The organism is Halorubrum rubrum, assembly GCF_024494685.1.
GTDB lineage: Archaea > Halobacteriota > Halobacteria > Halobacteriales > Haloferacaceae > Halorubrum > Halorubrum rubrum.
This window is the reverse complement of record NZ_JANHDM010000003.1, coordinates 260,884-275,038: the sequence shown is the minus strand read 5'-3', so window position 1 is coordinate 275,038 and position 14,155 is coordinate 260,884. Positions and strand designations below refer to the sequence as shown.

Here is a 14,155-nt window from a genome sequence, read left to right as displayed (position 1 = left end):
GGCCCCGCTGTCCATCCTCGCGCGTGGTACCGCGAGTTCCGCGAACTCGTGTTGACCGCCGCAGTCTACAACCTCGAACAGGCGCTCAAACAGTGACCCCGACGCCGTCATCGGATTCAACAAAGCAGATGATTTGATTTGGAATCCAGAATCTCCTGCAGGTATGATATCCCCTCTTCTTGGATCCGCATCCTCAATCTTCGCGTCTAGTCCGCCATCTGACCTATTTATCTCCATTGGAACATGAGCAGACGATTGAATAACACTTGTTTCCGAGGCCTCTGCCCAGAGAAGATCACGAAAGAATTCAACGGCATCATAAGGATTCAAATATTTGATTTCAGAGTCGGTGAGTTCGAATCCCCTATACATTAGTTAGTAAAGCCCATGTGAACCATATAATTCTTGGCACACCAAGGGCCTTCAAAGAACCAATATTTGGTGGCGGTTTCCTAGGAAAGAGGTGACTGAAATTCACTAACCCAGATTCTCCAGTCTATCCAAAACTCCCCGGTTCTCCAGCTCTGCTAGGCGTTCCAAAATACTCCGTTTGTCTTCCTGCTTGGTTCGCTTTTCCAGTTCTAGCGGTCTTCCGCAGTTCCGGCATTCACTGTGTCCTGACTGATTCGATACGCTACAGAACGGACACTCTATTTCCTTTTCTTCGTCCTCGCTGTTTTCAAGGCCGTATTCTTCTCTGATTGCGCGGTTGACGTCGTCGTTGTTGAGGTGGACATAGACCTTTGCTCGGTCTGATCCGGGTACCCAGCCGGCGAACTTGTTCAGCTGTTCGTAGCCCATGAAGGTCGCAACTTCGGTCAGTCGTGTGTGGCGCAGGTTGTAGGGCTTGGTCTTGTTGTCGGGGATATCCGCCTTCTCGCAGGCGGCTTTGAAGCGTCGGTAGTAGCTGCTGTAGTTCATCCGATCCCGTAGATCAGCCTCATACTCGTGACCGGAGTCGTGCTTCTGCGGTATCTCTCCGCACTTTTTGCATTCCTGCTGTTCGTTCTTCACCCAGAGAGGTGCACTCCTGTCGTCGATACTGCCGAGCTCTCCTCCAAGCGGGTGCTGCTCCAGCCATTCTCCGACTGTTCTTCCTGATCGGATGAGCTGGTTGGTGCGGTCGGGAGTTCCCTTGAGTCCTTGCAGGTAGATGAAGTCGCCTTTTCCGTTGCTTGTGAAGTCGGCTATGTTCCGGGAGAGAAGTTCTCCAGGGCGTGCCGCCGACTCGTACAGTACTTTGGTGAAGGCCCGGTCGCGGACGTTTGAGAAGCTGCGGAACAACCGTTTCAGCTCGTCTTCTGTAAACAGGTCTTCGCGTTCAACTGAAGAACTCTCCTTGCCGACTTTGAAGAAACGGGTTTTCTCGGGTTGTTCGTGGCCTCCGTTCTGGATTCGGTAGAATTTCTTGACCGCTGTCTTGAACTTGACTTTGGTGGAGTCGGCGTAGTCGCTTCTGTTGACCCCAGCCATCAAGGATTTGAGTTCGCTCTTAGACGCTCCCTTCATACGAAAGTTGTCGGGAGCGAACTTCTGAAGCAGAGTTTTCCAGGACCATACGAGTCGATCTTGCTGTACCTCGCTGATTCCTTCCGCGGCGCAGTGATCCACGAACTCGTGGATCGCCTCTACGTTCTCAGGATCTAGCTGGTCTTCGAGATTTTGGAGTGTTCGGTTGACATCGACGTATTGGGTTGTAGACATAGAGCAGTTTTCACGTTTGCAGTGAGAAGGAGAACCGGGAGACACACGACTTCGAATGATCCTGAACACAAGGGTTCGAATGGATAACCACTGAACCCTGGGTAAAATGGCAGGACCCGCCTCTATATTAACGGTAGATATCTGTTCTTTGTCGTGCTTTCCTAGTCTCTTCTCTTCGTTTGTGTTTTCAAGTGAATATTGGCCTAGAAACTTTATAAGATTGAGTTATTGATCGGTAAATCTCTCCAGTGTATTTCTCTTTAGTATAGCCCAGAAGTTTGATGGCAAGAGAATCAGGGGAGCTACCACTATCACGAAAAGCAGGAAGCTTCCGATGTACAGCTTCTCTCCACTGTATTCCATTAGGCGAAATAGGACTGCAAGAGCTAGATATCCGACGTAGACCATGTATGCTATTCCTGGAAGAGCATCTCTCGAGGCTCGCTCGAAAAGGACTCGTAGCTTCTGATGTCGTTCTTTTGCTGCTTCAGCCTGTTCTCTTTCGGCGAACGATTGATTTACCCTCTCTATCTTATTGACTTCTTCATCCGAAAGATCGAGTATATCCTGTTCCTCCATTTTCCCAAGCTCTACTATTTTGTATGACTTCAATTGTTTTCAAATGATAGGAAATTCTGAGAACCATATCTAAACTATACTTTTCGACACGCCGAAATCGCCGAACTCCCTTACTAGTTCTTATTCTCTATTTTCAAAGATGCCGAAACAGTCGAAATGGCGGCTGAATCAACTCAAGGAGTCAAAAAGCGATTTTAAGCTGCTCTTGACGAATTTCTGTTCATTGATCTGGTGAGAATGATGCGGTTCTCATCGCTTCATCAATCTCCTGATTCGTTTGATCTACGTTTTTCCCCTCGGCCTCATTATCGAGGTACTGAATGATGGTCTGTCTAAGGAAACTGCGTGTGCGGTTGACGAATTCTCTTGGTCGGACTTCTTCACCACAGATCTCTTGCGGTCCTAATTCGCCACCTGTATGGACGACGCTACTTCGGGCATCATAGATCGCCCTGAAGAATCGATAAATGTATTCTCTGCTGTAGTCAGATCCTTCGTCAAGAAATAGAGCTGCTCTGAGGGGAAGTCTAAACCGATATGACTCACCATGGGTTACTTCTTTGAGTAGTGTAGATTCAAATCCTATCACACAGTCGATTAACTGATCTTCCTCTGTCTCCTTACTGAAAGTTTGATTAAACCGTCTTATTGCCGTGGATATATTCGAGTCACCACCTGGATCCAATCTCTGACTGTAGATGTTCCAGAATTGCTTGAAATCCTCCACTTCTGAATCTTCAAGCTGATAGCTACCGCCTGTTAGGTTAGAGGAATAGATCGGCCCACTTGAGCTTTTGACGTTAGTAATGTTTTCTCGAAAGTCTAACCAATTAGGCTCCCGCCGATAGTGTTTGTTTCGCCCCACAGCCTCTGTGTCTTCTTTGAAAAATCGTAGAGCGGTCAATACCCGGTCAATCGCCTTGTTTTCAAGACCTCCATGTCCACCTGTATCAGTTTGAACCTCAAATTTGAGTTTGTGCGACCAGAAGGAGACGCGATTCAATCCTGTCGATCCAAGTGAAAGTGCTCTTATCTCAAAGGTGTAGATGCCGCTCAACTCGCTAGATGTCAGAGGTGAAATCTCAATATGGCTTATTTCCCCGTGATGATCATCTCCTGTTTCCACATCAATATCTGAATCTAGTTCTACCCGGTGGTCAGGCCCATCAAAATTGAGCAGTGGAATAATAATCTCATACTGGTTCAATTCCTCATATTTTGGTTTAAAATAATTCTCAAAGGCAGCCTCAAACGCCCTCTCTGAGTAGGTAAAGCTTCCTCCGTAGTCCATCACCTGACAGGCCAGCATTAAGATCTCGTTTGTATACCAAGGAACAACTTGATCCTTATCGGGATTCTCTATCTCATCACCGTCATCATCTGATAGGGTGATTTCAAACCCATTACCTGAGTCATACAACCATTCACCCGCATCTCTGAGTATAGGAGTTTCCTTCTCTGCACCAATTCGATACTCAGTCATAACACGAGATGGAGAAGCTACAGTTTCTCTACGCGGCTGACCTGATTCATCCACTCTTCTTACAACCCTGCTAGGAATCTCTTCGTGTTCTGATCTCACCCTCTGGATGAAATCCTGAACTACTTCTCTCAAGCGAGATTTGACCGCGTCCTCGTTCCAATCCGTCACATAGTACAGAACGAGAATAAATTAGAAAAGAGTGCCGCCGCCAGCCGATAATTCAGCTCTGAATCAGTCCAGAAAAAATCCCCCAATCCCCTGAATCCAGCTCTGAATCAGTCTATAATGTCTATCGGCAGCCCAGAAAATCAGGTTTGAATCAGCCCTGAAGAACGAACGACTAACTCCCATAGTGTATTCTTGACTGGCGAGTGTTTAGGAGAGGCCGAGATCGTCGATATTTCAGCCCATTCGTTCGAGTGCTTCTTTCCGATCTTCTAGGGGTGCTTGGTCGTATTTCATGGTGGTTTGTTCTGATTTGTGTCTGAGTTGTGCTTGTGCGGCGGCGAGGCCTTCTTCTCGGGCCATATATGTCCCGACTGAGTGACGTATTGAGTACCAGGTTAGGTCTCGGTCTTCTTTGGGTAGGTCGGCGGTTTTGCAGACTCTTTCGAGGAGGTAATTGAGTGACTGGGTGCCGTAGGGGTTGTCGTTGCGGGTGAGCCAGAGCTTGTCTGTGTCCTCATACTTTGGGTACTGTTCTCTTTCCTCGATCCATTTTTTGAGTATATTGGTGGTGCGTTCGAGGAGGCTGACTGTCCAGTTCTCGGTGTTTTTAGAGGAGTCTTCTCGTGGTATACGGAGCAGTCCGTTTTCGAGGTCGACCCAGGAGGTGCGTGCTCGGCCGACTTCTACGGGGCGGAGTCCTGCGTCCATCGAGGTCCAAATGATGCTGGGTTCTTTCCAGCTGTTGGCTCGTTTCCAGTCGTCCATACCGATTTCTTCTTTGGGTTTGCCGAAACGTTGTGCGAGGTGGGCCTTCCACTTGTCTCGTTCTTCGGGAGTAACTGAGTTATAGTGGGGTACGCTTCCGTGTTCGAGGCTGGCTTCTCGGAGTTTTCTGCGTTCGTCTCGTGTGAGGAAGTCTCGTGGCTGGCTGGTTCCTTGGTACTGGTTGAAGTTGATGACAGGGTCCCAGTCGATGTCTTTGCCTTGGTGGAAGTTCTGCCATTTGAACAGCATCTTGATCGCTTTCTGGCAGCTGGCTTTGAATGTCTTTGAGTGCTCCTGATATGCCAAGTATTTCAGGTATTCGTCGGCGTGTTCCGTTGTTATTTCGAGTGTGTAGCCGTCTGTCTGGTTCTGCCAGATCCAGCGGTAGAATCTATCGAGTCGGTAGCTTCGTGCTCTGACTGTTTCGTGCGCGTAGCCTTCTGCTTTTTCTGTGTCTTTGCCGAGAGTGATCGCCCACTTGATCAGCTGTTTGCGATGGCTGCGATAGTCCAGTGACTGACGGTTATTCAGGTAATTTCGGGATTTTTCAGGTATGACAACGATATTTTCGACGTGCTCGGTCATTTAGCGACACCTCCACGTTAGAGATCTAATTAGATCGTCTGAAACTTTTTTATATGTTTTGAGCCTGGCACTTCTGGAAATCGCTGTACGGCGCGGAGGTGCGTTTTTGGCACCCGGCGTATGAGCCTGTGACATGGTTCTCCTTTCTTGTTTCAGAAGCCGGAAAACCGCCAGAAGACACCGGTCTGCGTATGCGCCGGCCGGGATTTGAACCCGGGCCATGAGCTTGGAAGGCTCAGGTCCTACCACTAGACCACCGGCGCGCGTTTTCGGGGATGCGGTGCTGGAATAAGGAACTTACCCTTTTGCTCGCCGCGGTCACCAACGTCGTCGTCGCCGCCACTCAGTCGTCGTCCGCGGCCGCCTCCGGCTCCGCCGACGGCGACTCCCGCGGCCCGCCGGCGTGCCCCTCGTGGGCGACCGCGGTCGCTAAGAGTTCCGGCGAGATGGCGGGCACCTCCTCGTCGCTCACGGGGCCGTCGCGCGCGATGGCCTCCGTCGAGCGCGGGAACTCGCGGATCTCCTTGTGGATGGCGAGGCCGGCCTTCGCGCCCTGGCCCATCGCCACCGGGATCTGGTTGTGGCCTGGCGTGACGTCGCCGACCGCGAAGACGCCGTCGACGCTCGTGCGTCCGTGGTCGTCGACGTCGATCCGCCCGTCGTCGGTCAGTTCGCAGCCGAGCGACTCCGCGAGGGCGGTGTTGTAGTCGGAGCCGTACATCGGGAAGCCGCCGCGGTACTCCCGTCGGGTGCCGTCCTCGAACTCCAGCGCCTCCAGCCAGCCGGAGTCCGGGTCGTTCTCGACGCCCGCGACCTCCTCGCGGACCACCTCGATCGGGTGGGCCTCGAGTTGGGCCGCGGTCTCGTCGCTCCAGGTCGGCTCCGCCCCGCGGGTCAGCAGGTCCACGTCGTCGGTGACGTTGAGCATGATCATCGCGACGTGGGCCGCCGCCTCGCCGTGACCCATCACGTACACCGGCTCGTCGACGAACATGTACGCGTCACAGTGGAGACAGTAGTGGAGCCCCTTCCCCGTTCGGGGCAGCGGCGGGTCGGGACGCTTATCGGAGAACCCGGTCGCGAGGACCACCCGCTCCGCGGTGAACTCGTCGTCGCCCGCGACGAGCCGGAACCGGCCGTCGTCGGTGCGCTCGACCGACTCGACGAAGCCGCGCACGAACTCGCCGCCGTAGGAGGCGACCTGCTCGCGGGCGGTCGCGAGGAACTCGTTGCCGGAGATCTCCTCGGTGACGCCGATCACGTTGTGGGTGTCGGCCATCATCGCCGCGCGGCCGCCGCCCCGATCGATCAGCACCGTCTCGTGGCCGAGCCGCGCGCCGTACAGCGCCGTCGTCAGCCCGGCCGGACCGCCGCCCACGACCGCGACGTCGTACGCGTTCTCGTCGGAAGCACTCATTATCGGTCGTACGGGCCGGACCGGGTTAAATGTCTATGGGGCGTGCGCGGCGGCCGGCCAGCCGCGTCGGCCGCGGGCGAACTGGAGCGTGAACGGTCGGAGGTAGCCGGGAGAGGTCAGGGTGTTTATACTCGCCGGACGCGTGCGTTCGCTCGTGTCGGGACGCCTCGCCGCCGCCGTCGTCCTCCTCCTCGTCGGCACCGTCGCCGACGTGGGGTCGACGTACCTCGCGATCTCGACGGGCGAGTTCGTGGAGGGGTCGCCCGTCGGCCGAACGTTCATCACGTGGCTCGGCCCGCTCCGCGGAATGCTCGTCACGAAGGCGCTCGGGATGGTCGTCATCGGGATCCCCGTCGCGGTCGCGGGCGGGAGCCGCCGGCTCGTCGCGGCGGTGATGTGCGCCGGCGTGGGAGCGATATCGCTTCTCGCGGCCGGGCGGAACCTGCTTCTCGTCGCGGGCTTTCTGGGCTGAAACGCTCACTCACCGCGATACAGCCGGTTTGCGGTCCGCTCCGGTAACCCCTCCCGCTCGACCGCCGCGGCGACGCGATCGACGTCGTACGCGACCCGCCTGAGGTCGACCTCGCCGGCGTCGGCGTCGAGCACCGCGTAGGCGGCGTCGGGATCGCCGTCGCGGGGCTGGCCGACGCTGCCGGGATTGACGACGAGCCTATCGTCGACCGACCGAGCCCCCTGGACGTGGGTGTGACCGAGGACGAGCCCGTCGAGGTCGGTCGCCTCCTCCTCGGCGAGCGTGTCGAGATGCCGGTCGAGCGCCGGGAACTCCTCGGGGTAGACGTACGCGTCCTCGCGTTCGGGCGCGGGATGCGAGTGGACGAGGTGATAGCGGCCGTCCGCGAACCGCGTCGCCCGCGGCAACTCGCGGAGCCATCCGAGTCCCTCCGCCGAGAGCTCCCGCTTCGCGTGTTCGAGCCCGGCCTCGGCCATCCGGTTGGCGCGGTATCTCTCCGGCGTCTCGACGGTGCGGTCGTGGTTGCCGCGGACCGTCGCGGCGGCGACCTCGCGGACGCGTTCGAGACACGCGGCGGGCCACGGGTTGTAGCCGACGACGTCGCCCGCACAGACGATGTCGTCCACTGCGGGCATGTCCTCGAGGACCGCCTCCAGCGCCGGCAGGTTCGCGTGGACGTCCGAGAGGAGTCCGACCTTCATCGCGTGACGGTTCGGGATCGAGGCCCGAATACCTTCGGCCGGCGAGCGCCGAAGACGGCGGGAACCGCCGACCGTCCGAGGGCTTATCATCGCGGGACCGAAGGGACCGCCAATGACACCGACCCCCCTCACCGCCGCGCTCGGCGCGCTGCTCGCGGCGGCGCTCCTCGGGCCGGCGTTCGACGGCCGATCGGTCGCGGTCGTCGTCGCGGCCGCCCTCCTCCCGACCCTCGACGCGGTCGCGAGCCTCGCGATACCGGGCGCGACGAACGCGCTGGCTCACAACGTCTGGATCCCGCTCGCGCTCGCGGGGCTCCTCTACTGGGACACGGCGCTCCGGGAGCGGTCCGCGCTCCGGGAGCGGTACGGCTGGCGGGGCGTGCGGGTCGGCTGGGTCGCGCTCGCCGGGTTCGCGGTCGCCGGCGTCGCCCCGGATCTCTTCGCCGAACCGGGCGTCAGCCTGCTGTACCCCGTCGAGAACGTCTACTACGTCGTCGACGGCCTTCTGCTGTTCTCGACGCAGGACGGCGTCGTCCAGACGTTCGTCTCGACGACCGCCGACGGGCCCGGTCTCCTCCCGTTCGAGAGCACGGGGACGACGGAGACGCGCGCCGTCTCCACGTGGGTGAACCCGGACGGTCGACCGGGTCTCGCGCTCGGGAGCGAGCGCGAGTTCGTCGTCGTCGACGCCGGCTGGCAGGCGGTCGTCCTCGCGAGCGCGGTCGCGTCGCTCGCGGTCCGGTTCCGACCGTGGACGCGAGCGGGGACCGAGACGGGACCGTCCGCCGACGAGGCGGGGGAGGCGAGCCGATAGATGGTTTCCTCGATCGTCCACGCCGGATTCGCGTTAGTGCTCGCGGCGGGATTGCTGAGAGGGTCGTACGACCGGCGGGCGCTCGCCGTCGTCCTCGCGGTCGTCCTCCTCCCCGAGGTCGACTCCCTTCTGGGACCGATCATGTCCGGCGCGCACCGAACCGTCGGGCACAACTTCGTGTTCCCGGCGATGGCCGCGCTCCTGATCTCCTACGACACCCGGATCCGCGAGCGGTCCCTCCTCCGCGAGCGCGTCGCCGACCGCGGCGTCCGGATCGCCTGGGTCGCGCTGTTCGTCCACGTCTTCGCGCACGTCGCGCTCGACTGGGCGCACCTCGAGGGCGTGAACGTCCTGTGGCCGCTCCACGACGCCTTCTTCAGCCTCGATGGCGAGCTGCTGTGGTCCTCGGCCGACGGCCTCGTCCAGACGTTCGTCGACATCGAGCTCGACCCGGAGACCGGCGACCGCCGGGTTGACGCCGGCAGCACGGGGACCACGCAATCGGTCCACGTGAACAACCCGATCGAGCCGGACGACCCGGAGACGCTCGCGGAGGCGGAGACGATCGACCGACGCTTTCCCGTCGCCGGACGCGGATGGCGGCTCTACCTCGTCGGGCTCGGTCTCTTCACGGTGCTCGCCCGGCGGCTCCAGGGCGACCCGACGGCCGTACGGGAGGACTGACCCGCCGTTCGGAGGCATCGAAACCGAACTCACAGACAGGCTCTTGACTCCGCAGGGCGTGTGTGTCGTATGTCGTTATCACCCGACGTGCTCGTGATCGGCGGCGGGGCGACAGGCGCCGGAACCGCTCGAGATCTCGCGATGCGAGGGCTGGACGTGACGCTGATCGATCGCGGTGGGCTCTGTAGCGGGACGTCCGGGCGTTCACACGGGTTGTTACACAGCGGCGCTCGCTACGCCGAGGCCGATCCCGACGGTGCGGCGGAGTGTTTGGAGGAGAACCGGATCCTCCGCCGGATCGCCGGGGCGTGTGTCGGCGAGACTGGCGGGCTCTTCGTCGGTCTCGCCGCCGACGACGAAGACTACTTCGAGGAGAAGTACGCGGCCTGTACGGAGGTCGGCATCCCCGCCGAGCGGATGGATCCGGACGTGGCGCGCGAGCTCGTCCCCGAGCTGGCCGAGGACACGGAGCGGGCGTTCCGCGTGCCCGACGGGGTCGTGTATCCCTCCCGGCTGGTCGCGGCGAACGCGCTCGCTGCCGAGGAGCACGGCGCGGACGTCCACCCGCACGCGCCGGCGGAATCGGTGACCGTCGAGGGCGGGTCGATAACCGCGGTCGACGTCGGCGGCGAAGTCGACGGGACGATTCGGCCGGAATACGTCGTGAACGCCGCCGGCGCGTGGGCGGGCGAAGTGGCGTCGATGGCCCGGCTCGACGTCGACATGCAACCAACGCGCGGCGTGATGGTCTCGGTCGAGTACGACGGGCTCGGGCCCGTGTTGAACCGCTGTCGTGACCCCGACGACGGCGACATCGTCGTGCCGCACGATTCGGAGGCCGTCCTCGGGACCACGAGCGTCCCCGTGAACGACCCGGACGACTACGAACAGGCGCGCTGGGAGATCGAGACGTCGATCGAGGAGTGTGCGGCGATGCTCCCGCCGGTCGCGGACGCGCCGGTCGTTCGCGAGTGGTGGGGGGTCCGCCCGTTGTACGCACCTGACGAGACCGAACGTGGCGGTCGGGGGATCTCTCGAGGGTTCTTCCGGCTCGACCACGCGCCTGACGGCGTCGACAACGCCGTCAGCGTCGTCGGCGGGAAGCTGACGACCTACCGGCTGATGGCCGAGGACACGGCCGACCTCGTCTGTGATCGACTCGGCGTCGACGCCGAGTGTCGGACCGCGGAACGGACCCTCCCTGCCGCGGCCGATCCCGATCGGCTCGACGAGGCGGTCGCTGCCTTCGACGGTCAGGGACCGACCGACGCGGACGTGGTCGAGACGGCCGACTGAGCGAGCCCCGTCCGAACGTTGGTCGTCGGATTCCACCGTGGCAGCCCGCGACTGCCACTTCTGGGCCGGAACGACGCCGGGCACGTTGCTCGGAAGAGAGCAGGCCGCGGATCCGGCGAACTCGGAAACGACGAATCGTGCGTTTCAAAGAAATCGTCCGTCGCGCCTCAGAAGAGGTAGAACAGCGGGAAGAGGAAGACCCAGACGATGTCGACGAAGTGCCAGTAGAGCCCGAAGTACTCGATCGGCCGATCGTCGTTCATGTACGCACCGTGGTACGCCCGGTAGAACAGGAACCCGGCGATCAGCAGGCCGCCGACCACGTGTACGCCGTGGAGCCCGGTCGTGACGTAGTAGATCGACGCCTGGATCGGCGGTCCGTGGGAGTTCTCCGCGATCGTGACGCCGACGTCGTAGATCTCGTGGTGCCACTCCCACATCTTGATCGCGAGGAACGTCAGCCCGAGGACGATCGTCGTTCCGAGCGACGCGAGCAGCCCCTTCCGGCTGTTGCGGTGGGCCGCGACGAGCGCGAGGATCACCGTGAACGAGGAGGTCAACAACACGAACGTGTTGACGAGCCCCGGCAGCGACTCGGTTAGCGGGGCCCACTCCTGCCAGCCGGCGTTGTACCGGATGAAGACGGCCGCGGAGATGAACGCGCCGAAGACGAGCACGTCGGATGCGAGGAAGAACCACATGCCCAGTTTCACCTTCTCGACGCCGTTGAACGGCCATCGTTCGGCGAACTCGGTGGGGGGCGCATAGAAGTCCTCCAGCCCCCACTTCACGCCGCTGTACACGACCCCGAGCAGTCCGATGACCGCCAACACCGGATACACCGGATTGCTGATCGTCACCGGCGTCGTCGCCAGCGAGTCGGCGGCCCCGATCGATATCGAGTCGTTGAACCCGGACAGTCCCAGGAACATGATTCCCGTCGCCAGCGAGAGCGAGAACGGCCAGATGCTCGCATGGCTGGGATGTTCGTCCCAGTGGGCGTACTCACGGATGTGGTCCGCGTGGTTGTCGCCGCCGTCGGTGGCGGCGTTTCCGTCCTCGTCCGCTCTCACCGCCGGACCGCCGTCGGGGACGTAGTCCTTGACGAACTCCAGCTTGCCGGAGGCGTAGGAGGGGCGGTTCGGCCAGTTCTCCAACGGCGGCGGCGACGACACCGCCCACTCGGCCGTACGCGAGTAGTCCCACGGGTTCTCACCCGCGTCGGGACCCGAGACGAACGACTTGGCGAGGTTGTAGAACATGATGAGGAACGAAAAGCCCAGTATGAAGGCCCCGACCGTTCCGACCTGGTGGAAGATCTGGAGTGCGGGGTCGTACTCGAACACCCGGCGGGGCGTCTCCCACGCGAGGAACATCGAGAAGTACACCGCGTTGAATCCGATGAAGAACGCGGCGAAGTGGAGCTTGCCGAGGAACTCGTCGTACATCTTCCCCGTCATTTTCGGGAACCAGTAGTAGATCGCTCCGACGAGCGCGGTCGCCCCGCCGAACATCACGTAGTGGAAGTGCGCGACCACCCAGTAGGTGCCGCGGAACTCGTAGTCGAGGACGATGGCACCGAGGAAGACGCCGGTGATGCCCCCGAGGATGAACAACAGCAGCGCGCCGAACGCGAAGAGGAACGGCGTCGTGAACTGGATGCGACCCTTCATCAGCGTGTAGATGAGCGAGAAGACGATCAGATCGAACGGAAGCGAGATACCGATAGTGGTCGCCATCATCAGCGTCTTGATCTCGAGGTTGATCGTCGTCAGGAACATGTGGTGCATCCACACGAGGAACGACTGGACGGCGATGAGACAGATGGCGATGATGACCCACTTCCGACCGACGATCCGGCGGCCGGAGAACGTCTGGAACAGCTCGAGCATGACCCCCAGGGCAGGGAAGAACACGATGTACACCTCGGGGTGCCCGAAGAACCACCAGAGGTGGCCCCACAGCAGGGACCCGCCCTCGGTCGCCGAGAAGTAGACGCTCCCGAGCACACGGTCCGATCCGAGGATCAGCAGCGCTCCGAGCAGCGCGGCGAAGGCGAAGAGCATCATCCAAACGGTCGCGAGGATCGACCACGTGAAGAGCGGCATGTCCATGATCCCCATCCCTTCCGCACGCGAGTGGTGGATGGAGGTGAGGAAGTTCACCGTCGACGCGGTCACTCCCACGATGAACATGGTGAGCGCGAGGATCGCTCCGGTCGAGCCGATGCTCGGCGTGTACATCGGAACGTTGAGCGGCGCGTACATGGTCCAGCCGGCGGTGAGCGTGCCGCCCTGGAAGAAGCTGATAGCGAGCAGGACCCCCGAGAAGAGGTACAGCCAGTAGGAGACGGCGTTCAGCCGCGGGAACGCGAGGTCATCGGCCCCGATCTGGAGCGGGACGACGTAGTTCCCGAACGCGAACGCGAACGGCGAGAGGAACCAGAACACCATTATCATCCCGTGAGCCGTGACGGCCTCGTTGTACGCCAACCCGGAGAGGATCTGACTGGTCGGATCCCACAGCTGGAGCCGGATCAGAAGCGCCAGAACGCCACCGAAAAGCAGGAAGAACAGCGCCGTGATCAGGTAGAGTATCCCGATGTCCTTGTGGTTCGTCGTGACGAGCCAGCGGCGGACGGAAGTGGTCGGCGGGAGCTCGCTCATGTGGAGACACCTCCGGCGGCCGAAGCCTTAAGATTCGGGGTGGCGAGGTCGCCCTCGACGCTCGAACTGTTCTCGGTCTCGGAGTCGTTGCCGGTGTCCGCGTACCACTCCTCCCACTCGTCCTGCGGGACGACCGTGATCTGTCCTTTCATCGCCGAGTGACCGGACCCGCAGAGTTCGAAACACTCCACGAGGTAGGTCGCCTCGCCGCCCTGTTCTTCCACTTCCTCTGAGCTCACGGAGAACCACGTCTCGCTGGTCTCGCCGGGGATGGCGTCGGATTTTATCCGTAAATCCGAGGACCCGAAGTTGTGCCACACGTCCCTCGAGGTTATCTTCAGGTCGATCCGCTGGTCCGCGGGGACGACAAGTTCGTTCTGCTGTGAGTGGTCGTTCGGGTAGATGTACTCCCAGCCGAACTGGTATCCCTCGACGGTGATCTCGATGTCGCCCTCGTCGCCCGTGTCGGGGCCGTCCTCGACGTACAGCAACAGCCCGTACGAGTACACGACGAGGCTGATGACGACGATCGCGCTCAGGCCGAACGAGAGGAAGAGCTTCTTCGCTTTCGGACCGCCCTGTCCCGTAGGAAGTTCGCCGACGACCGGTGCGTCGAAGTCTTCGTCGGGTTCACCGCCGTCGTCGCGATACTTGTAGACGTTCCACAACGTGTACGAGACCACGATGATACCGACGATCGTGCCCAGCGTGAGGAAGACGAAGAAGATCTCGTCGAACACCTCCGCTTGTGCCCGCCAGTCGGTCCCTTGTTGTAGGGTAATTGGGTCTATCATGTTCGTCTCTCAGCTCTTGTGATTCCC

The 14,155-nt window shown here is 60.2% G+C and carries 12 protein-coding genes, 1 tRNA gene and 1 pseudogene; 5 read left to right on the top strand and 9 right to left on the bottom strand.

The features are described from left to right. Positions 1-96: pseudogene (locus NO889_RS05685) on the top strand (IS5/IS1182 family transposase); the annotation flags it as partial. Positions 97-477: 381 nt separating this feature from the next. Here NO889_RS05685 and NO889_RS05680 read toward each other — a convergent pair. From NO889_RS05680 to NO889_RS05655, 6 genes are all read right to left on the bottom strand, one after another. After that, positions 478-1,704: a tyrosine-type recombinase/integrase gene (locus NO889_RS05680; RefSeq protein ID WP_256411304.1), complete on the bottom strand. Its 1,227-nt coding sequence runs from the start codon at positions 1,702-1,704 to the stop codon at positions 478-480. A 225-nt stretch (positions 1,705-1,929) separates the two neighbouring features. Further along, on the bottom strand, positions 1,930-2,283 hold the full coding sequence (locus tag NO889_RS05675; RefSeq protein ID WP_256411303.1) for a hypothetical protein: 354 nt from the start codon (positions 2,281-2,283) through the stop codon (positions 1,930-1,932). Positions 2,284-2,503: 220 nt separating this feature from the next. Continuing rightward, positions 2,504-3,934: a HEPN domain-containing protein gene (locus tag NO889_RS05670; RefSeq protein WP_256411302.1), complete on the bottom strand. Its 1,431-nt coding sequence runs from the start codon at positions 3,932-3,934 to the stop codon at positions 2,504-2,506. A gap of 234 nt (positions 3,935-4,168) precedes the next feature. Beyond that, the gene (locus NO889_RS05665) at positions 4,169-5,284 is read right to left on the bottom strand and encodes a tyrosine-type recombinase/integrase (RefSeq protein ID WP_256411301.1); all 1,116 of its coding nucleotides are present in this window, start codon (positions 5,282-5,284) and stop codon (positions 4,169-4,171) included. A gap of 192 nt (positions 5,285-5,476) precedes the next feature. After that, positions 5,477-5,547, bottom strand: a tRNA-Gly gene (locus NO889_RS05660). Positions 5,548-5,627: 80 nt separating this feature from the next. Next, complete coding sequence (locus NO889_RS05655) at positions 5,628-6,701, bottom strand: NAD(P)/FAD-dependent oxidoreductase (protein WP_256411300.1); 1,074 nt, start codon at positions 6,699-6,701, stop codon at positions 5,628-5,630. A gap of 154 nt (positions 6,702-6,855) precedes the next feature. On the opposite strand from NO889_RS05655, the gene NO889_RS05650 reads away from it, so the two are divergent. Next, positions 6,856-7,173, top strand: a complete 318-nt coding sequence (locus tag NO889_RS05650; RefSeq protein WP_256411299.1) for a hypothetical protein — start codon at positions 6,856-6,858, stop codon at positions 7,171-7,173. 5 nt (positions 7,174-7,178) lie between these two features. Here the strand turns inward: NO889_RS05650 and NO889_RS05645 are convergent, their stop codons facing one another. Next, a complete protein-coding gene (locus tag NO889_RS05645; RefSeq protein WP_256411298.1) occupies positions 7,179-7,874 on the bottom strand; it encodes a metallophosphoesterase family protein in 696 nt (231 codons plus the stop codon). Between the two features lie 112 nt (positions 7,875-7,986). Here NO889_RS05645 and NO889_RS05640 point away from each other — a divergent pair, with 112 nt between their 5' ends. From NO889_RS05640 to NO889_RS05630, 3 genes are all read left to right on the top strand, one after another. After that, positions 7,987-8,688 (top strand): hypothetical protein, encoded by a 702-nt coding sequence (locus tag NO889_RS05640; protein WP_256411297.1) that lies wholly within the window; start codon positions 7,987-7,989, stop codon positions 8,686-8,688. Further along, positions 8,689-9,372 (top strand): metal-dependent hydrolase, encoded by a 684-nt coding sequence (locus NO889_RS05635; RefSeq protein ID WP_256411296.1) that lies wholly within the window; start codon positions 8,689-8,691, stop codon positions 9,370-9,372. 69 nt (positions 9,373-9,441) lie between these two features. After that, complete coding sequence (locus tag NO889_RS05630; protein ID WP_256411295.1) at positions 9,442-10,668, top strand: FAD-dependent oxidoreductase; 1,227 nt, start codon at positions 9,442-9,444, stop codon at positions 10,666-10,668. A 167-nt stretch (positions 10,669-10,835) separates the two neighbouring features. On the opposite strand, the gene NO889_RS05625 is transcribed toward NO889_RS05630, so the two are convergent. Next, positions 10,836-13,334, bottom strand: coding sequence for a cbb3-type cytochrome c oxidase subunit I (locus NO889_RS05625; RefSeq protein ID WP_256411294.1), 2,499 nt, complete (start codon positions 13,332-13,334; stop codon positions 10,836-10,838). Beyond that, positions 13,331-14,128, bottom strand: coding sequence for a cytochrome c oxidase subunit II (coxB, locus tag NO889_RS05620; protein WP_256411293.1), 798 nt, complete (start codon positions 14,126-14,128; stop codon positions 13,331-13,333). Before coxB ends, NO889_RS05625 begins: the two co-directional genes overlap by 4 nt. Positions 14,129-14,155: the final 27 nt, after the last annotated feature.